The organism is Confluentibacter sediminis (genome assembly GCF_003258355.1).
Taxonomy (GTDB): Bacteria; Bacteroidota; Bacteroidia; order Flavobacteriales; family Flavobacteriaceae; genus Confluentibacter; species Confluentibacter sediminis.
This window is the reverse complement of record NZ_QKPO01000004.1, coordinates 46,201-64,395: the sequence shown is the minus strand read 5'-3', so window position 1 is coordinate 64,395 and position 18,195 is coordinate 46,201. Positions and strand designations below refer to the sequence as shown.

The following is an 18,195-nucleotide window of genomic DNA, read 5'->3' as shown; positions in this document are numbered from 1 at the left end:
TAAAACCTTTATTTTTTTTAAAATGCGTATAATATTCTTCCTTGTTTTTTTAACAACTATTTCTATTAAGGCTCAGAACAATGCTGTTGGTAAAACAGAGAAGCTTGTATTTACAGCTTCATACAATATGTCTGGTGTTCTTAATAATATAGCAGAAGTCACCATGGAAACTAGTGAAGCTAAAACTTCTAAAGCAACATTGTTAAGATTAAAATGTACTGCTGCCACATATAGTAAATGGGATAATTTTTTTAAAATTAGAGATTTATATGAAAGCTATGTAAACCCTAATAATTTAAAGCCATATCTACATAAAAGAGATGTTAACGAGGGAAGGTACTACAAAGCTATGAAGTATACATTTGACCCAAAAAGCAATACCGTTAAATCTGTGCAAACCAAAAGAAATAAACCAGAAGAAAACAAAAATCTTACCATACATACTGGCACTAAAGATATTGTATCTACTATATATAGCTTACGACTAATTGACTTTAAAAATATGCCAGTGGGAACTAAAAAAACCTTTACAATACTTTTTGATAGAGAAGAAATGAAAGGTATGTTTACCTATTTAGGGAAAGAGACAATACCTACAGCTGTTGGAAAAAAAGAATGTTACAAATTAGCTATAGGATCAAATCAGCCAGATGTACTTAAGGGTACCAATAGCAATTTTTTATGGCTTACAGCAGACGAAAACAAAATTCCAGTTTATGGGAAATTTAAAATTCCTGTTGGTAGCGGAGAGCTAAAAATAAAATCCGTTTCTGGATTAAAAAACTAAACTTATCCACTTATGAAACAAGTATTTATAATTTTAGGTCTTATAGCAGCTATATTAACAACTATTTTAGCCGTGTTACCCCTTTCCAATCTGGCTATATTTCCAGCAATAGCGGCTCTGATTTTTGGTTTGATTGCCTTTTACTTATCAAAAAAAGCTGGTTATGTAAAAAAAATAATCCAATTCACTTTTTTGCTAACTATTATATCTATTTCAATAACCATATATAAAGCCATATTCACTAAAGTTGAAGTTGAAAATACTGAAGAACTCCTTAATAAGGAAGTAGAATCTAAGCAAGAAGCAATAGAGGAATTGGAAGATTTAGATTTGGAAGATATAAATATAGAGTAGTCGTTTTATTACTTAGTTTTTTTTATATTTGGATTTGATTTTTTATGAAACGAACGTTCTAATAGTTTTTATCCATTTAAAATACTGATTATTTGCAAGTTACACATGAAACAACCTTAAAGAACACATGAAAACCCTTTGCATTCTCTCGGCATTCGCATTGGTTGGTACTTGTGCCACAACTAAATACACCACTAAAATTCAAAATATTAAAGATGGCATTCAAATTGTTGATAGTACATTAGTTGTAAATTATTTAAAAACTATAACAAGCCAAGAATTAAAAAAAGAACTTTATGAGTTTTCATCCGATACCTATGAAGGACGTGAAACTGGAGAAAAAGGACAGAAATTAGCAGCTCAGTTTCTTAAAGATTATTATATTAAAGAAAACATAGCCTCTCCTTTTGGAGAGGCCATGTATTACCAAATCATACCAGAATCTTTCTTCTCAAATAATATTAAAGCTTCTGAAAACGTATTAGCATATATTGAAGGCTCTGAAAAACCAAATGAACTTATAATAATTTCGGCGCATTTAGACCATCTAGGGAAAGATGATATTGGCAATATTTATCATGGTGCAGATGATAATGGCTCTGGAACGGTTGCTATTATGGAAATAGCACAAGCCTTTAATCAAGCCAAAAAGGAAGGACATGGTCCCAAACGAAGTATTTTATTTTTGCATTTAACTGGGGAAGAAATTGGTACAAGAGGTTCATTGTATTACATTCAAAACCCTGCATTTCCTCTAGAAAACACTATTGCCAACCTTAATATAGATATGATTGGTCGTGTTGACAATATCCATGTAAATAATAAAAATTATGTTTATTTAATTGGTGCTGATAGACTCAGCCAAGAACTTCACTATCTTTCTGAAAAAGTAAATAATGCATTCTGCCACATAAATTTAGATTACAGATATAATGCTGAAAATGATGAAAACCATTATTATTTCAGGTCCGATCATTATAATTTTGCCTCCCAGGGTATTCCTGTTATTTTTTATTTTAATGGAGAACATAAGGATTATCACAAAATTACCGATACTCCAGATAAAATAGATTATCAATTGTTAGAAAATCGAACTCGCTTGATTTTTGCAACCGCATGGCAATTAGCCAATCAATCACATACTTTGTTGGTTGATAAGAAGAATGAACTTCTTTTAAATTAAAATAATACATATATTTACGCACTTACCATATTATATAGAATTCAAATGAAAAAAATAGTATTCCTATTAAGCATCATGCTTTTAGTTACTAGTTGCTGTACCTCACAAACTGCTAGTCCAAAATCAAAAAAATCAACTCCAAATGTTTTAGAATTTGCTAAAACCATAACGGCTAAAGATTTAAAAGATATGTTATATACGTATGCTTCCGATGAGTTTGAAGGTCGAAAAACGGGAGAACCCGGTCAAAAAAAAGCCATCCATTTTATTAAAGAACATTATGTAAATATGGGGATTCCTTCACCAATTGCAGATGGAGATTATTTTCAAGAAATTCCAGAGGCATTTTTTAAAGGAAGAGCCAAAGCTTCGGAGAATGTCGTTGCTTATATAAAAGGTTCGGAAAAACCAGATGAAGTTCTAATTATTTCAGCACATCTTGACCACATAGGGATCAGTAACAATGGCGATATAAATAATGGTGCTGATGATGATGGATCGGGGACGGTATCTGTTATTGAAATAGCTAAAGCATTTAAAGTCGCTGTTGATGAGGGATTCAGACCAAAACGAACCATATTGTTTTTACATGTTACGGGAGAAGAATTAGGTCTTTTTGGTTCGCAGTATTATGCTGACGTAGACCCTATCTTTCCACTGGAAAATACGGTAGCCGACTTAAATATTGACATGATTGGCCGTGTTGATGCTAAGCATGAAAACAATCCTAATTATATATACTTAATAGGGTCTGATAAATTAAGTACAGAACTCCACGAACTATCGGAAGCGGTAAACAAAAAGCATTTCAATATGGAGTTTGATTACACTTATAATGATGATAAAGACCCTAACCGTTTTTATTACCGTTCTGACCATTATAATTTTGCAAAAAATAATATTCCTATTATTTTTTACTTTAATGGGACACACGAGGATTATCATAAACCAACAGATACTCCTGATAAAATCCAATATGAATTGTTAGCAAAACGTGCTCAAGTGATTTTTTATACAGCTTGGGAAATAGCAAATAGAGACGAGAGAATAAAATTGGATTAACTAATTTTAGTTCAACACTTTTGTAATACAAAAAAAGCCTTTCAATTTCTTGAAAGGCTTTTACTTTTGGGTGGAAGACCGGGCTCGAACCGGCGACCCTTGGTACCACAAACCAATGCTCTAACCAACTGAGCTACAACCACCATGTAGCACGCATCTTAAATGCGAGTGCAAATGTAACTGATTTCTGTTTTTCTACAAAACCTTTTTATAATATTTTAATCAATAAATTCTAAAATAAATAAAGCTAAAAACTAACTACTTCAAATTAAACAAACTATCAACAGCTACATGACGTTCTACAGTAAAGCCTTCACCGTATTCGACCCCTATCAATCTACCTAAATCATTTGCCCTATAACGTACACTATCAGCAAAATTCTTACTCGAAATGGGTGTTTGTGGCTCTTTACTGGTTTCGTCATAAAATTGTGTTTTATATGCAAAAACGGCACTTAATTTGGCATCCATAAATCCTGATACATCAACAATAACATCTGGCTGCAAATTTTTCCATTGAATGTAATGATATACTTGTTTTGGCCTCCATATCTCTTGAGCTTTAACATCATTCTCTAAATAGGTTTCAATTTTTATCAATCCGCTTAAAAAACAAGCATCACTAACCAATTTACTACCTTTACCATGATCTATATGTCTATCGTCAACGGCATTACAAATCACAATTTCTGGTTGATATTTACGAATCATTTTTATAAGTTCTAGTTGATGTTTTTTATCATTAACAAAAAACCCATCATCAAAGCCCATATTTTCTCTAACAAATACTCCTAATATTTTAGCAGCATTGGCAGCTTCTTGATGCCTTGTTTCAGCACTACCCCGCGTTCCTAACTCCCCTTGAGTTAAATCTACAATACCAACTTTTTTACCATTTGCTATTTCTTTCGCTATAGTGGCACCACATCCCAACTCTACATCGTCAGGGTGTGAACCAATAGCAAGTATATCTAATTTCATTTTAATTATTTTTTATTTAAAACTTACGTTTTAGGTGTTTTTTTTATGAATTTATTAAAATTTTTCCTTTTTAAACTTGATATAAAATCTAAAATAACGAAAAAGCATATCAAAATATTAAAACTTAATATTACGAATACGTTTTCGTGAAAACTTTCTTCACTTAAAATAATAAAACATTATGAATTGTTGAAAAATACTGTGTTTCAGCAAAGTATGACATTAGTCATAATTCCTAAAGTTCTTCGGCAGTAATTTTACTATATCATAAAAGCATTCATATTTAGTGCATGCAAATGTAAAATTAATTAACAAGAAGTAAACATATACATTAATACTATTAATGGGAACCTTAAAATTTAATAAAATGAAAGATTCAGCAACACTTAAACAAAAATCAGGATTAGAACCATATGGTTTGAAAGATGTGACAGCACATTGGAATTTATCTCCTGAAAAACTTCAAAAGATTACAGTAGAGAAAAAAATGGGTCGAGAAACCAAAAACGGTACTTTAGCTGTTAATACAGGTAAATTTACTGGTAGATCTCCGCAAGACCGTTTTCTTGTAAAAGATGAGTATACAAAAGATAAAGTATGGTGGGGAAAAGTAAACATTCCTGTATCTCCAGAAAATTTTGACAAACTAGAAAAAGAAGTTACCGAATATCTTTCTGGTAAAGAAATTTATGTAAGAGATGGTTATGTGTGTGCAGAACCCGAGTACAGAACAAATATTAGAACAGTTACCGAATTACCTTGGTCTAATCTATTTGTCTATAACATGTTTTTACGTCCAAGTGAAAAAGAACTTGAAAACTTTAAAGAAGATTGGTTGATTCTTTGTGCTCCTGGATATGTTTGTCCAAATCCAGAAGCTTACGGCATTCGTCAAGGAAATTTTTCAATCTTAAATTTCACTAAAAAAATAGCTTTAATAGGTGGATCTGCTTATACTGGTGAAATGAAAAAAGGGATTTTTTCTGCATTAAACTTAATTTTACCAACAGAGAAAAATGTATTACCAATGCACTGTTCTGCTAATGTTGGAAAATATGGTGATACCGCCATTTTCTTCGGATTATCTGGAACTGGTAAAACAACACTTTCAGCCGACCCAGACAGAAAATTAATTGGTGATGATGAACACGGTTGGACTGCGGATAATACGATTTTCAACTTTGAAGGTGGCTGTTACGCAAAAGTAATAGACCTTACTGAAGAGAAAGAACCAGACATTTTTAGAGCAATTAGACCAGGCGCTTTACTTGAAAACGTCGTATTTAAAGCTGATGGTGAAGTAGATTATATGGACGGCAGCATTACTCAAAATACTCGTGTTTGTTACCCAATTTATCATATTGATAACATACAAGAAACCCTTTATGCCAACAATCCGAAAAATATATTTTTCTTAACCTGTGACGCATTTGGTGTATTGCCTCCAGTATCAAAATTAACTCCAGGTCAGGCTGCTTACCACTTTATCTCTGGATATACCGCAAAAGTAGCTGGTACAGAAGCTGGGATTACAGAACCTGTTCCATCATTCTCTGCTTGCTTTGGAGCTCCTTTTATGCCACTTCATCCAACAGTTTATGGTGAAATGTTAAGCAAAAAAATGAGTGATGCCGGAGTTAATGTATGGTTAATTAATACTGGTTGGAGTGCTGGTCCTTATGGTGTAGGTTCTAGAATCAAACTAAAATACACAAGGGCTATGATTACTGCCATCCTTAATGGAGAATTAGATCATGTAGATTTCGAGCAAAATCCAATATTTGGTTTATTTATGCCTAAATATTGTCCTGGTGTTCCTACTGAGATTTTAGATCCTATGAATACTTGGTTGCAAAAAGGAGCTTACATTGGTAAAGCTATTCAATTAGCACATTCATTCCATCTAAACTTTGAAAAATTCGCAAATGAAGCTTCCAAACAAATTATGGAAGGTGGCCCTTTAATTGATGAACATCATCACTTAGAAGAACACATTTAATAAGATTTTTTTCAACCAAAAAAAAAGGAATTCCGTTTGGAGTTCCTTTTTTGTTATAGTCATAAGTGACTAGTTCTCATTCTTAAGTGCTTTCTCAATTCTTCTATCTGGAATGAGCCATATTATAGCGACACCTATAAATGCTATACCACTTATCCAAACATTAAAAAAAGATGCCACAATGCCTATAACATATAGAATTGGTGATATTTTCCCTTTAAAATCATTCCCCAGAGCTTTTGCTAAAACAGATTCCTTACCATGGCTTTTTATTATTAAAAACTGTAGCAAAACGTATGAAATAGCCGCACCCAAAAGTACGATTCCATATAAAAATACAGACGCACTGGTAAAATGGTTCTCCCCCATCCAACTAGTTACAAATGGCACCAATGACAACCAAAACAACAAGTGCATATTAGCCCATAAAATACTCCCAGTAACATGTTTGGCAGTTTGCATCATATGGTGATGGTTATTCCAGTAAATGGCTATATAAATAAAACTTAACACATAGCTTAGGAATATAGGCAACAATGATTTTAAATCCTCAAAACTACCTCCATGGGGCACCTTTAATTCCAATACCATAATAGTTATTATGATGGCCAACACACCATCGGTAAAGGCTTCCAATCTTCCTTTTGTCATAAAATGAATTTATTAAGGTTCTAAAATACTATTTTTAAACTAAACGTTTATTGTTTTCCAAGTTCCTTTTTTAAACCAAACAACGGCTATAATAGCGATTAAAACTTCAGCCAATGTAATTGCCCAAAACACACCGGAAGGGCCAAACTTCAATGTAATAGCCATAAAATACGCAAATGGCAATTGCAGTAACCAAAAGCAAACGAAGTTAATATAGGTTGGTGTTTTAGTATCTCCTGCACCATTAAAAGCATTAATAACGACCATACCGTAACCATAGAAAATATATCCCGAAGCCAAAATACGTAAACATAAACTACCATACTTTACAACATCGGGTGTGGTATTAAATAACACAATTATTTGAGAAGCAAAGACTAAATAAACAACAGAAACTATTCCCATAAAAATAGCACTATAACGCCCTGTTTTCCATACAGATTGTTCGGCCCGATCGGGTTTTTTTGCCCCTAAATTTTGTCCAACTAGCGTTGCTGCTGCATTACTTAACCCCCAGGCAGGCATCATAGTAAACATCATGACTCTAATGGCTATGGTATAACCCGCCAATACTTCACTACCAAATTCACTCATAATACGCATTAAAAACACCCAACTGGACGTTCCTATTAAAAACTGACCAATACCTCCTAAAGACAGTTTAATTAAGTTAAACATGATTCCAACACGAAACACCAAGTCTTTAAAGCCAATCTTAATTTTACTATAACCATAAAATAAAATGACCAATTGAAATAATACAGCACTACCCCTACCAATGGTGGTGGCAATAGCTGCTCCTTCAACGCCATAGGCTTTGATGGAACCGAATCCGAAAATAAAAATAGGGTCTAAAATAATATTGAGGGCGTTAGATAAAATAAGTGTCCACATAGCCACAGAGGCATTTCCCGCTCCACGAAAAACAGCATTAATCAAAAATAGCAGCATAACCGTCATATTGCCGCCTAATAGCACTTTTGTATATCCACAACCTTCAGCAATCAAATCGGGTTCCGCGCCCATTAGCCTCAAGATCTCTTTTGGATACATCATACCAAACACGCTAATTATAATAGACACAAAAGCACCAAGAAAAATGACTTGGACAGCAGCGTAGATGCGCCTTTTATATCATGTTCACCCACACGCCTCGCAACAATGGCCGTTGCAGCCATACTTAAGCCAATGGCTAAGGCATATACCAGCGTGATAACAGATTCTGTTAAACCAATAGTGGCTACAGCATTTACACTCACTCTAGATACATAAAGAATATCTACCAAAGCAAAAATAGATTCCATAAGCATTTCCAAAATCATGGGAATTGCCAGCATAAAAACCGCACGACGAATGCTACCCGAGGTAAATTCTTGTTCTTTTCCGGTAAAGGCTATTTTAAAATATTGAAAAAATTGTTTAAATGATATTTTATTTGATTGCATTTTGAAATGTATTAAAAGATAAACATAACCAAGCATACCAAATGCTCAGTTTCCTTTTTCGAGAGAATCTCGATGTCTGCCGTGAAGTCTATTTAAACAATCATAATAGCAAATATGTAAATTTTATTTAAAACTACAAACAGGTTTTTAGGGTATTATTTTCTATTAATCTATCTTCGCAAAAAAAAAAAAAATCAAATGCTTAAAGCTGTAATATTTGACATGGATGGGGTTATCATTGAAAGTGAGCCTTTACACTATATCGCTTACCATAAAATGTTTAAAGATGTTAATATAGACGTGCCCGATTCACTTTATGAATCATTTACAGGAAAATCTACACTAAATATTTGCAAACAACTGTGTGATATTTATAAACTAGAAGCATCACCAGAAACTTTAGTGGCTTTAAAAAGAAAGCATTTTGATTACGTATTTGAAAATGACACCACTTTTGATTTAATTGAAGGTGTTTTGGATGTGATAAAAGATTATCATAAAAATGGACTTACACTCGTTTTAGGCTCATCGGCTACCATGCCAAGTATTGAACGTATTTTTAAACGGTTTGATTTAAACCCATATTTTAAAGCAAAATTGAGTGGTGCTGATTTAAAAGAATCGAAGCCACATCCAGAAATTTTTATCAAAGCTGCCGAAGCCACTGGCTTTTCACGAGAGGAATGCATGGTTATTGAAGATGCCACAAATGGTATAAGTGCCGCAAAAGCAGCGGGCATATTTTGTGTCGCTTTTGATAGTTTTCATTCTAAGAACCAAGATTACAGTCAAGCTGACTTAGTCATAAAAAAGTTTGATGAGATTCTTTATAATAAGGTTAAAGACTTACTATAACTGCCTATAAAAAAATTACAGCCTTGCAGAACTAAAGCTTATTCCCTTTATGTTGTTCTTTGGCTTTTGTAATAATGGCCTTTAGTTTTTCTTTACGTAATTGCTCTTCTTCCTTCTTTTTATTCTTTTTTTGAGCCATCAACTTAGAGTGCTTTGCCTTATTTTTAGTGTTTTTATCTCGCCCCGTTTTCGCCATACATCACAGGAGGTTACTTTTTATAATATTTTGCATAACCACGATATGCAAAAAAGCCTAGGATAGCTACTAATCCAACTGATATTGCAATGGCATTAAAACTAGCAATTTGTTGCCCCGATTGGTAAGAATGTAATCCTGATAAATAAAAATTAACCCCAAAATAAGTAAATATAATAAACGGATAAGCTATGATAGATGATAGATTATACCACCAAACACTACGTAATCCAGGAATCAATCTCATGTGGATAACAAAGGCATAAATCATAATACTAATTAAAGCCCAAGTTTCTTTAGGATCCCAACCCCAATAACGTCCCCAACTTTCGTTAGCCCACATACCTCCCAAAAAGTTTCCAATAGTAAGCATCACTAAACCAACGGTTAAAGCCATTTCATTAATAATGGTAAGCTCTTTAATATTAAGTGCCATTTTCTCCTGATTTTTTTTATTTGTTAAAATCATAAGCAATAAGGTTACAACACCTAATATCATTCCCAACGTAAAAGGGCCATAACTCGCTACTATAACCGCAACGTGGATCATGAGCCAATAACTGTTCAATACAGGTTGTAAATTGGCAATAGCCGGATCCATCCAGTTCCAATGGGCAATCATTAAAAGCATGGCGGTTACAAAAGCAGTAGATGCAATCGTTAAATCACTCTTTCTGCCAAAAGCCAACCCAAAAAACATACTGGACCAAGCCACGTAAAGCATAGACTCGTAGGCATCACTCCAAGGGGCGTGGCCAGAAATATACCATCTAACTATCAATCCTGCGGTATGCAGAATAAATAAGCCAAGAACAACAAACTTAAAGACAGTAGCTAAGGTTTTTAGTGTTTTATTTTTATCTTTAAATATTTGAATGATAAGCACAATAAAAAGCAATGTCCCAGCATATAAATACCAACTAAACAGCTTTTTGAAAATATCATATTTGTTATATAATATCTCTGTATTTATTTTTTTATCAGAAAGCATAACGGATGCACCGTAACGAGTTTGTGTTTTCTTAAAAGCATCTAAAAACTTATTAGCTTCAGAGAAATCACCATTCTGCTTAGCTGTATTAACCATGTACAAATAAGTCTTAAAACCATTCGTTATAAAATTTCTATATAATGAATCTTGAACTTTTATAGTCTCATCATGTTTTAAATCGTATTCAGAAATCCATTTATTATTTTCGTCGTTTGGTAAAGGGAAAATTTTCAATGGCATCCCCTCCAGCGTATTGTACAGCAAGGTTACTCGCTGATCTGTTTCTTTTATTTGACTTTGATAACCATTTGGGGTGTTTGTTTTATAGACTTCTTCTAAATAAGGTGATAATTTATATTCCCCACTATCTGTAAAAAAGTCTGATAACATGACATAATTTTCAGTATTATCAACTCCAATAATGTGTCTAATGGAATCACCCTTTTTAAGAGCTAAATAAATAACAGGCACATTGTACCAAAGCAGAGGACTTTCTTGCATGGATAGAAAGACCTGATTGGCATCAAATTCTTCATAATCATCATGCTTGCTTAATTTACGAAGCATTTCTGAAGCATAGGTATTTACGGGCATCATACGCCCACCAATATCTTGAATGACCATGTGACCAAATGCTTCGGCATGTTCTTTAGGGGTTATATTTGCTTCTAATATAGAATCTATAACTGTTTTTTCAGGTCTATTATGATTGTGACCATCATGCTCGGTATGTTCTTGTGAAAACCCATTCAATCCAAAACACAAAAATAAAACCGCAAGTAGTTTCGCCTTTTTAGCCTTCACTTTTTCCAATTGTTTTTTTAAATCACCAAAACGAGAATGTTTAGCAAACAAAATAGCCATCAAACCAAAATACAATAAGAAATACCCTATATAAGTGATTAAAGAACCCCAGTAATCATGATTTACAGAAAGAATAGTTCCCTTTTCATCGGGATCAAAACTTGACTGAAAAAACTTGTAGCCACCATGATTTAAAATATTGTTCATAAATATTTTATAATCATAACTTCCTTCTTTTTCATCAATAACAGTGACTTCGCTTGAAAAAGAAGAATAGCCTTTTTCAGTTCCAGGATAACGTTCGGCTTCAAAATCATTTAATTTAATTTGAAATGGTAATTCCATCTCTTTAGAACCATATTTCAGGGCAAAATCCAATCCACCAACTTGCACCTGTTTAAAGGCATTTTGCATTCCTTTACCGCCAAGTACACCCACTCGTTTGGTTTCTCCCTTGGTTGTTATTTTAAATACCGCACCATCTTCATCATTCTTTAATATTTGTGATTTTTGAACAATATCAAAAACACCTTTTACAACAGGTTTTGGGAATACCATTTGCATATCGCCAATGATATAACGGGAACGCAATATTAAAGGTTGTAAACTATCTTTAACCAAAGTACCTTGGGTCATGGTTGCCATAGTTAAATACTCCCCTTCAAAAGGGGATTTTATGGTAAGTTCATCATTATTGTAAGTGATATTAATAGCGCCCTCAGTTGGCTTATTTAATGCAAACAAAACATTATGAATGCTTTGCACCTCACCTACTTTTAAAAAATGATTATGTGGCCCTCCTCCTCCAGATTCAACAACTTTTAAATAAGATTCACCAGTATCATTTGGAATAATATCTTCTTCTGCACCTTGTATGAATTTCTCTAATTCAATGGTCACGGGTTGTTGATTATATTTGGTTTCAATCTTAAAATCGTTATCCATTCGAGCAGAAAAATCCACTTCTTTTTCTATAGGTAAACGTTGTGGTATGCCATCAATTTCATAATCGCCATCAATATATGCGGTTACATAGGTTTTTTGAGATAAGAACGTGTTACTTGTTTCTCCTTCGCGAATAGCCATCATGCCTTCAAAACTGATATATCTTGTAATACTTGCTCCTATTAAGATAAAAATAAATGCTAAGTGCAAGATTAAAGTAGCCCATTTTTCTTTTTTATAAAGTCTAAACCTTGCAATGTTCCCTAAAAAATTAATTACAAAAAACACCATAATCGCCTCAAACCACCAAGCATTGTATATTAAGTTTCTGGTATATGCAGTTGGTGATGTTAATTGTCCTGCATCTAAAAAAGTACCTGTTACCATGGCGGCAGCAAATACGATAAATAAAATAGCAGTAAGACGCGTAGAAAAAAGAATATTGGCGAGTTTAGTTTGCATGATATAAGCCCTTTTAAGGTGGGGCAAATTTAAGTATTAAAGTTTATTTTAATGTGTTAAAGTTTGTGAAAAAGACTGGAAATTAGTTTCTGTTTAATCATAAACAAAGACTTTAATAAATTGAAAAACTATAAATTAGGTAAGTTATAAAACTTAAAACAAATTATTTAGCCTGCCTAGCTTCAAAAATTTTTAAATATAAAAATGTTCCCATTTTCCGAGCGCGTCGTTTTGCATTTTCGGCATGTTCACCTTCAAAAAGTTCATCAATAGTTTGAAACCATAGGTTTAACCATAGTCCGAAATGCAACTCGGTGATAATATTATTGTTTTCTTTATCAACCTTAACATGAGCTTCCAAAGGATTTCCCAAGTATTTGGTTTTTAAAAATAAACTCGATTCCCAAAAAGTGGTCAATCGGTCTAAATGAGTGTCCCAATCTACGATAACATCATTAAAAAAAGGACCTAAAACAGCATCTTTTCTAACTTTTTCATAGAAAGACGACACTAATAAAAATACGTCGTCCCTAGTTTTAATATCGTTCCTCATGGCATCAAATTTACGCTATTTTTTTTCAAATAAGTGGCAAAGTAGCAAAGAGACAAAAAAGTGTTTCATGTGAATTGCAAACCTCAACAGCATTTTGTCAACTTAAAAGCTTTGTAACTCAGAAACTTTGAAACTTTGGAACTTTTAATTTTCAACTTTCCACATATCTTCTGTATTTTAGCACCATGATTTCAGTAACTATTCTTGGTGCTGGTAATGTCGCCACACATTTATTTAAAGCTTTTCAAAAAACGGAACAAGTCTCTGTAAAACAATGGTATAATAGACATTTAAACCCTATTAAAGCATTTAAAACAGATGTAGATATTATAGATAACTTCAATCAACTTAAAGAAGCCGACCTGTACATTTTAGCGGTTAGCGATGATGCTATTAAAAGTATATCACAAAAACTACCTTTTGAGAACAGATTGGTAGTACACACTTCTGGAAGCGTCAGTCTTTACGATATCGATAAAAAAAACAGACGCGGTGTTTTTTACCCCTTACAGACATTTAGTAAAGAAGCTACTATCGATTTTGCCAATGTGCCCCTTTGTATTGAAGCCATAAAGAGTGAAGATTATCATACCTTAAAAAATTTAGCCATAAGTATCGGTAGTCCTACCAAACGAGTCAATAGCGACCAAAGACGTGTATTGCATTTAGCGGCCGTTTTTGTGAATAATTTCACCAATCAACTTTACAGAATCGGGCATGAAATTACTGAAAGTGAAGGCGCTGAATTTGATGTTTTAAAACCATTGATACTTGAAACTGCCAAAAAAGTTCAAGAATTATCACCTTATATGGCGCAAACAGGACCAGCGAAACGACATGACAAAAAAACGATCAAAAAACATTTAAAACTTTTAAATAACAATCCGCATCATAAAGCGATTTACGAATTACTAACCGAATCTATACAAATCACACATGGAAGAAAAAAGCTATAAAGAATACCTACAACATATTACTACTTTTATATTTGACGTTGATGGCGTTTTAACGGATGGCTCTTTACACGTCACCAATTCGGGGGAACTTTTAAGAATGATGAATGTAAGAGATGGCTATGCACTTAAATTTGCCGTAAATTCTGGATATAATGTCGCTATTATCTCGGCAGGCACTAATGATGGAGTTAAAATTAGGTTAGAAGGTTTGGGTATTAAAACAGTATATTTAGGAGCCTATAATAAACTTGAAAAGTTTTATGAATACATAGAAACCAATAATATTAAGCCAGAAAACGTACTCTATATGGGCGATGATATACCAGATTACCCTGTTTTGAAAGTAGTTGGATTACCTTGTTGTCCTCAAGATGCGGTCGCTGAAATTAAAGGCGTTTCTAAATACATCTCACATAAAAATGGTGGACAAGGTGCTGTGAGAGATGTTATTGAACAGGTGTTAAAAGTTCAGGATAAGTGGAAGTTTTAGTTATTGGTTGTTGGTTGTTGGTTGTTGGTTGTTGGAAATAAACAAAAATGCTTTTAACGATTCTATGAGTTTTTAGTTTTTTCACTTTTAATTATGAAGTAAATGCGTAGCATTTTAATCCTCATCCGTTGGAAAAACTTGCTTATGATTGCCTTGACGCAATTACTTATTAAGTATGCTTTGCTGGAACCTTTTGGAGCAACCACCAGCTTAGACACTTTTCACATGATTCTTTTAATTATGTCCTCCATATGTATAGCCGCTGCTGGAAACATTATTAACGTCATCAATGATGTAGAAACCGATTTCATTAATGAACCAAACAACATCATTGTTGGCAAGACCATTTCATAAAAAACAGCTTATAATCTTTTTATCATTTTTAATATTATTGGTGTTGGTATTGGATCTTACTTATCAAATGCTGTTGGCAGAAGTGGATTTTTCTCCTTGTTCGTTATCATTTCCGTCCTACTTTATGTCTACTCGACCTATTTAAAGCACCTGTTTTTAATAGGTAATTTGGTCATTTCTGTATTAGTTGCTTTAAGTATCGTATTGGTAGGTGTCTTTGAATTGATTCCAAATATTACCGAACAAAACCAAACCATTCAACTTATCTATTTTAAAACCATCTTAAACTATGCCTATATGGCTTTCATATTAAATTTAATGAGGGAAATAGCTAAAGACATGGAAAATATGGAAGGTGACGCCAAAACAGGCATGCATACCTTCCCCATAATTATCGGTATAGAAAAGGCTAGATATATGTTGTTTATTTTATCATATTACCCTGTTTATATTGGGATATTATGTTATTGATTCTTTATACAAAAACCTAGTAGCAGTTATTTATTTCTTGTTTTTCATTATTGCCCCACTACTCTATTTAAGCATTCAAATAGTAAGTGCTAAAACAAAAAAAGACTACACACATATTAGTAACATTCTTAAATTAATTATGCTTTTTGGAATGCTTTCCTTACTTTTATACAAGTATATTTTAATTAAATAATGCTAAACGAAAAATTAAAAAACCATCATATCATCCTCGCTTCGGGATCTCCAAGAAGACAACAATTTTTTAAAGAATTGGGATTAAATTTTGAAATTCGTTTAAAACCCATAAAGGAAGAATTTCCTTCCAGACTGAAACATTTTGAAATCAGTGATTATTTAGCACAGTTAAAGGCAATTCCTTTTAAAAACGAATTAAAAGAGCCTGATATTCTTATAACAAGTGATACCATTGTTTGGCATCAAGGAAAAGCCCTCGGGAAACCTTTAGATGAAATGGATGCCTTTGCGATGCTGAAATCTTTAAGCAATGTCACCCATGAAGTGATTACATCGGTTTGTTTTACTACTACTAAATTTGAGAAAACCTTAAATGATACCACTAGAGTCACTTTCAAAAATTTAACCGATCAAGAAATAGATTATTATATAAAAACCTGTAAACCTTTTGATAAAGCTGGAGCTTACGGCATACAGGAATGGATTGGACAAATTGGTGTTGCCAAACTAGAAGGGTCTTACTTTAATGTTATGGGCATGCCTACACATCTGGTATATCAAGTTTTAAATAGTTTTTAGGCTCTTTTTTGATAGCAAAGCATAACCTAAACCTTTCAATTAAATTGTCTCAGTTAATTTTGTAATGTATCTTTACAAAAAATCGTTACAATGAGAATTTTTAAGTTTTTTGAAAACCATCAAGAAGAATTCATTATAACCGGATTCGTTCTCATCTTTTTATTAATTGTTCGTTTTATCTTAACAACACTTATCACTAAAATATCAAGAAAAAACGGTATCAATTTAGCTCGTATCCATTTAATTAATAGATATGTTTCAGTAACATTGCTTTTAATAGGTCTCATAACCATCCCGTTTGTTTTTGGTACCGAAGTCCATGATTTAGTGGTTCTTTTCTCCTCCATTTTTGCCGTTATTGGTATTGGTTTATTTGCTATTTGGTCTATTTTAAGTAACATTACTTCAGGCATCATCATGTTCTTTTCATTTCCTTATAAAGTAGGTGACAAAATCCAAATACATGATAAAGACTTTCCGCTTGAAGGCATCATAGAAGATATTAGAGCGTTTCAACTCCATTTGCGATTAGATAATGGTGATTTGGTAACTTACCCGAACAACCTTATGCTACAAAAAGCCGTGACTTTAATTCAAAAGGATGCGATTGATGATGGTCTTGATTTTATGTAACTATTCCATACATTTATAACATGAGTAAGCATAAAAATAAAAAACGTTATAAAAAGTCAGGACTAGCGCCTGGCAGTGTTATTTATACAGGAGACAAATCATCAAAAAAATTATTTATTGAAGTTTTTGATTATAATAGTGAGCAATGTATTGATAAAGAACTAAATAATATTGAAGACATTTTTGATTTCAAGCATTCAGACTCTATGTCCTGGATCAACCTTAATGGCTTAAACCATGTTAATGAAATTGAAAAATTAGGAAATCATTTCAATTTACACCCTTTAGTTTTAGAAGATATTGTAAGCATTTCACAACGTCCAAAAATTGATGAATACGATGATTATTTATTCGTTGTTTTAAAAATGCTGTATCATGACAAAGAAGAAAACATCATTTCTGAACAAATAAGCTTTATCTTGGGTAAAAACTATGTACTGTCTTTTCAAGAAGCTGATGGAGATGTGTTTGATGCTGTTAGAGATCGCATTCGACAAGGGAAAGGTCGAGTTCGTACCATGCAAGCCGATTATTTACTGTATATTTTAATGGATGCTATTGTGGATCAGTATTTCAGTATTATTGAAACATTGGGTGACAAAATTGAAGATTATGAAACTCGCATTTTTTTAGGTGACGTCGATGAATCTATCAATAAAGATATTCAAGATTTAAAAAGGGAAGTATTGCGTGTGCGTCGTGCCATTTTCCCGCTTCGCGAAGTTATCAACCGTATTGAAAAACATGAGAGCCCCTTAATTCTAAAAAAAACAAAAACCTATTACCGCGATATTTACGACCATTTAATTCAAGTTACTGAAAATATTGATATTTATAGAGAAATGATCTGGAGTTTAATGGATATGTACATGACAACTATTAGCAATAAAATGAACGAAGTCATGAAAGTGTTAACCATTATGGCTTCCATATTTATTCCTTTAACTTTTATCGCCGGTATTTATGGTATGAACTTCGATTACATACCTGAACTCCATTACAAATACTCTTATTTTATTCTTTGGGGGGTCATGATTTTGCTATTTGTTGGAATGCTCATTTACTTTAAACGTAAAAAGTGGCTTTAGTTATGGCTGATGGTTAGTGGTGATTAATAGTTGATGGTTGGTAGTTGTGGTTTTTAGTTTTGGCGATTTCATTGAGTTTATATACAACCAATAACATAAACCAACAACAATTTTAACGTTAAAGAAACATTAAAACAATCACATTCCCCTATATAGTTTTA

18 protein-coding genes, 1 tRNA gene and 1 pseudogene are annotated in these 18,195 nt (G+C 32.9%); 13 read left to right on the top strand and 7 right to left on the bottom strand.

Going from position 1 to position 18,195, the window contains the following annotated elements; genetic code table 11:
* Positions 1-22: 22 nt before the first annotated feature.
* The 4 genes from DKT72_RS03805 (at position 23) to DKT72_RS03790 (ending at position 3,386) form a co-directional block, all read left to right on the top strand.
* Positions 23-787 carry a DUF3108 domain-containing protein gene (locus DKT72_RS03805; RefSeq protein WP_111307609.1) on the top strand — a complete coding sequence of 255 codons (765 nt, stop codon included), beginning with the start codon at positions 23-25 and terminating at the stop codon, positions 785-787.
* Positions 788-799: 12 nt separating this feature from the next.
* Positions 800-1,141 carry an FUSC family protein gene (locus DKT72_RS03800; protein ID WP_111307401.1) on the top strand — a complete coding sequence of 114 codons (342 nt, stop codon included), beginning with the start codon at positions 800-802 and terminating at the stop codon, positions 1,139-1,141.
* A 127-nt stretch (positions 1,142-1,268) separates the two neighbouring features.
* Positions 1,269-2,324 carry a M28 family peptidase gene (locus tag DKT72_RS03795; protein ID WP_111307400.1) on the top strand — a complete coding sequence of 352 codons (1,056 nt, stop codon included), beginning with the start codon at positions 1,269-1,271 and terminating at the stop codon, positions 2,322-2,324.
* A gap of 45 nt (positions 2,325-2,369) precedes the next feature.
* Entirely contained in the window at positions 2,370-3,386 is a 1,017-nt protein-coding gene (locus tag DKT72_RS03790; RefSeq protein WP_111307399.1) for a M28 family metallopeptidase, read from the top strand.
* A 68-nt stretch (positions 3,387-3,454) separates the two neighbouring features.
* Here the strand turns inward: DKT72_RS03790 and DKT72_RS03785 are convergent.
* Together DKT72_RS03785 and bshB1 are read right to left on the bottom strand one after the other, a co-directional pair.
* Positions 3,455-3,530, bottom strand: a tRNA-His gene (locus DKT72_RS03785).
* A gap of 114 nt (positions 3,531-3,644) precedes the next feature.
* A complete protein-coding gene (gene bshB1 / locus DKT72_RS03780) occupies positions 3,645-4,367 on the bottom strand; it encodes a bacillithiol biosynthesis deacetylase BshB1 (protein ID WP_111307398.1) in 723 nt (240 codons plus the stop codon).
* 367 nt (positions 4,368-4,734) lie between these two features.
* Between bshB1 and pckA the strand changes: the two genes are divergently transcribed.
* Positions 4,735-6,366 carry a phosphoenolpyruvate carboxykinase (ATP) gene (pckA, locus tag DKT72_RS03775; protein WP_111307608.1) on the top strand — a complete coding sequence of 544 codons (1,632 nt, stop codon included), beginning with the start codon at positions 4,735-4,737 and terminating at the stop codon, positions 6,364-6,366.
* 69 nt (positions 6,367-6,435) lie between these two features.
* On the opposite strand, the gene DKT72_RS03770 is transcribed toward pckA, so the two are convergent.
* Positions 6,436-7,017, bottom strand: coding sequence for a TMEM175 family protein (locus DKT72_RS03770; RefSeq protein ID WP_111307397.1), 582 nt, complete (start codon positions 7,015-7,017; stop codon positions 6,436-6,438).
* 39 nt (positions 7,018-7,056) lie between these two features.
* Positions 7,057-8,321 (bottom strand): annotated as a pseudogene (locus tag DKT72_RS03765) (MATE family efflux transporter).
* Between the two features lie 339 nt (positions 8,322-8,660).
* Here DKT72_RS03765 and DKT72_RS03760 point away from each other — a divergent pair.
* Positions 8,661-9,317, top strand: a complete 657-nt coding sequence (locus tag DKT72_RS03760; RefSeq protein ID WP_111307396.1) for an HAD family hydrolase — start codon at positions 8,661-8,663, stop codon at positions 9,315-9,317.
* A gap of 31 nt (positions 9,318-9,348) precedes the next feature.
* On the opposite strand, the gene DKT72_RS18350 is transcribed toward DKT72_RS03760, so the two are convergent.
* The 3 genes from DKT72_RS18350 to DKT72_RS03750 form a co-directional block, all read right to left on the bottom strand.
* Positions 9,349-9,513, bottom strand: a complete 165-nt coding sequence (locus tag DKT72_RS18350; RefSeq protein WP_220628077.1) for a hypothetical protein — start codon at positions 9,511-9,513, stop codon at positions 9,349-9,351.
* A 13-nt stretch (positions 9,514-9,526) separates the two neighbouring features.
* The gene (gene ccsA, locus DKT72_RS03755) at positions 9,527-12,715 is read right to left on the bottom strand and encodes a cytochrome c biogenesis protein CcsA (protein WP_111307395.1); all 3,189 of its coding nucleotides are present in this window, start codon (positions 12,713-12,715) and stop codon (positions 9,527-9,529) included.
* 163 nt (positions 12,716-12,878) lie between these two features.
* Positions 12,879-13,268 carry a group III truncated hemoglobin gene (locus DKT72_RS03750; RefSeq protein WP_111307394.1) on the bottom strand — a complete coding sequence of 130 codons (390 nt, stop codon included), beginning with the start codon at positions 13,266-13,268 and terminating at the stop codon, positions 12,879-12,881.
* Between the two features lie 185 nt (positions 13,269-13,453).
* Between DKT72_RS03750 and DKT72_RS03745 the strand changes: the two genes are divergently transcribed.
* The 7 genes from DKT72_RS03745 to corA all read left to right on the top strand — a co-directional run bounded on the left by DKT72_RS03745 (position 13,454) and on the right by corA (position 18,034).
* Positions 13,454-14,224, top strand: coding sequence for a Rossmann-like and DUF2520 domain-containing protein (locus DKT72_RS03745; RefSeq protein WP_111307393.1), 771 nt, complete (start codon positions 13,454-13,456; stop codon positions 14,222-14,224).
* The gene (locus DKT72_RS03740; RefSeq protein ID WP_111307392.1) at positions 14,205-14,714 is read left to right on the top strand and encodes a KdsC family phosphatase; all 510 of its coding nucleotides are present in this window, start codon (positions 14,205-14,207) and stop codon (positions 14,712-14,714) included. The genes DKT72_RS03745 and DKT72_RS03740 overlap by 20 nt, the downstream gene beginning before the upstream one ends.
* 102 nt (positions 14,715-14,816) lie before the next feature.
* Positions 14,817-15,068 (top strand): UbiA prenyltransferase family protein, encoded by a 252-nt coding sequence (locus DKT72_RS18485; protein WP_235841597.1) that lies wholly within the window; start codon positions 14,817-14,819, stop codon positions 15,066-15,068.
* A gap of 21 nt (positions 15,069-15,089) precedes the next feature.
* Positions 15,090-15,539: a UbiA family prenyltransferase gene (locus DKT72_RS18480; protein WP_317048420.1), complete on the top strand. Its 450-nt coding sequence runs from the start codon at positions 15,090-15,092 to the stop codon at positions 15,537-15,539.
* Between the two features lie 192 nt (positions 15,540-15,731).
* Positions 15,732-16,313 (top strand): Maf-like protein, encoded by a 582-nt coding sequence (locus DKT72_RS03730; RefSeq protein ID WP_111307391.1) that lies wholly within the window; start codon positions 15,732-15,734, stop codon positions 16,311-16,313.
* 90 nt (positions 16,314-16,403) lie between these two features.
* Positions 16,404-16,946, top strand: a complete 543-nt coding sequence (locus tag DKT72_RS03725; RefSeq protein WP_111307390.1) for a mechanosensitive ion channel domain-containing protein — start codon at positions 16,404-16,406, stop codon at positions 16,944-16,946.
* Between the two features lie 20 nt (positions 16,947-16,966).
* The gene (gene corA / locus DKT72_RS03720) at positions 16,967-18,034 is read left to right on the top strand and encodes a magnesium/cobalt transporter CorA (protein ID WP_111307389.1); all 1,068 of its coding nucleotides are present in this window, start codon (positions 16,967-16,969) and stop codon (positions 18,032-18,034) included.
* Positions 18,035-18,195: the final 161 nt, after the last annotated feature.

What these genes read in the sequence shown, in the direction of transcription:
- DKT72_RS03740 (WP_111307392.1), top strand. Translation starts at nt 14,205, where the DNA reads ATGGAAGAAAAAAGCTATAAAGAATACCTACAACATATTACTACTTTT.
- pckA (WP_111307608.1), top strand. Translation starts at nt 4,735, where the DNA reads ATGAAAGATTCAGCAACACTTAAACAAAAATCAGGATTAGAACCATAT.
- DKT72_RS03725 (WP_111307390.1), top strand. Translation starts at nt 16,404, where the DNA reads ATGAGAATTTTTAAGTTTTTTGAAAACCATCAAGAAGAATTCATTATA.
- DKT72_RS03760 (WP_111307396.1), top strand. Translation starts at nt 8,661, where the DNA reads ATGCTTAAAGCTGTAATATTTGACATGGATGGGGTTATCATTGAAAGT.
- DKT72_RS03800 (WP_111307401.1), top strand. Translation starts at nt 800, where the DNA reads ATGAAACAAGTATTTATAATTTTAGGTCTTATAGCAGCTATATTAACA.
- DKT72_RS18350 (WP_220628077.1), bottom strand. Translation starts at nt 9,513, where the DNA reads ATGGCGAAAACGGGGCGAGATAAAAACACTAAAAATAAGGCAAAGCAC.
- bshB1 (WP_111307398.1), bottom strand. Translation starts at nt 4,367, where the DNA reads ATGAAATTAGATATACTTGCTATTGGTTCACACCCTGACGATGTAGAG.
- DKT72_RS03730 (WP_111307391.1), top strand. Translation starts at nt 15,732, where the DNA reads ATGCTAAACGAAAAATTAAAAAACCATCATATCATCCTCGCTTCGGGA.
- DKT72_RS03805 (WP_111307609.1), top strand. Translation starts at nt 23, where the DNA reads ATGCGTATAATATTCTTCCTTGTTTTTTTAACAACTATTTCTATTAAG.
- DKT72_RS03745 (WP_111307393.1), top strand. Translation starts at nt 13,454, where the DNA reads ATGATTTCAGTAACTATTCTTGGTGCTGGTAATGTCGCCACACATTTA.
- ccsA (WP_111307395.1), bottom strand. Translation starts at nt 12,715, where the DNA reads ATGCAAACTAAACTCGCCAATATTCTTTTTTCTACGCGTCTTACTGCT.
- DKT72_RS03795 (WP_111307400.1), top strand. Translation starts at nt 1,269, where the DNA reads ATGAAAACCCTTTGCATTCTCTCGGCATTCGCATTGGTTGGTACTTGT.
- DKT72_RS03750 (WP_111307394.1), bottom strand. Translation starts at nt 13,268, where the DNA reads ATGAGGAACGATATTAAAACTAGGGACGACGTATTTTTATTAGTGTCG.
- DKT72_RS18485 (WP_235841597.1), top strand. Translation starts at nt 14,817, where the DNA reads ATGCGTAGCATTTTAATCCTCATCCGTTGGAAAAACTTGCTTATGATT.
- DKT72_RS03790 (WP_111307399.1), top strand. Translation starts at nt 2,370, where the DNA reads ATGAAAAAAATAGTATTCCTATTAAGCATCATGCTTTTAGTTACTAGT.
- DKT72_RS03770 (WP_111307397.1), bottom strand. Translation starts at nt 7,017, where the DNA reads ATGACAAAAGGAAGATTGGAAGCCTTTACCGATGGTGTGTTGGCCATC.
- corA (WP_111307389.1), top strand. Translation starts at nt 16,967, where the DNA reads ATGAGTAAGCATAAAAATAAAAAACGTTATAAAAAGTCAGGACTAGCG.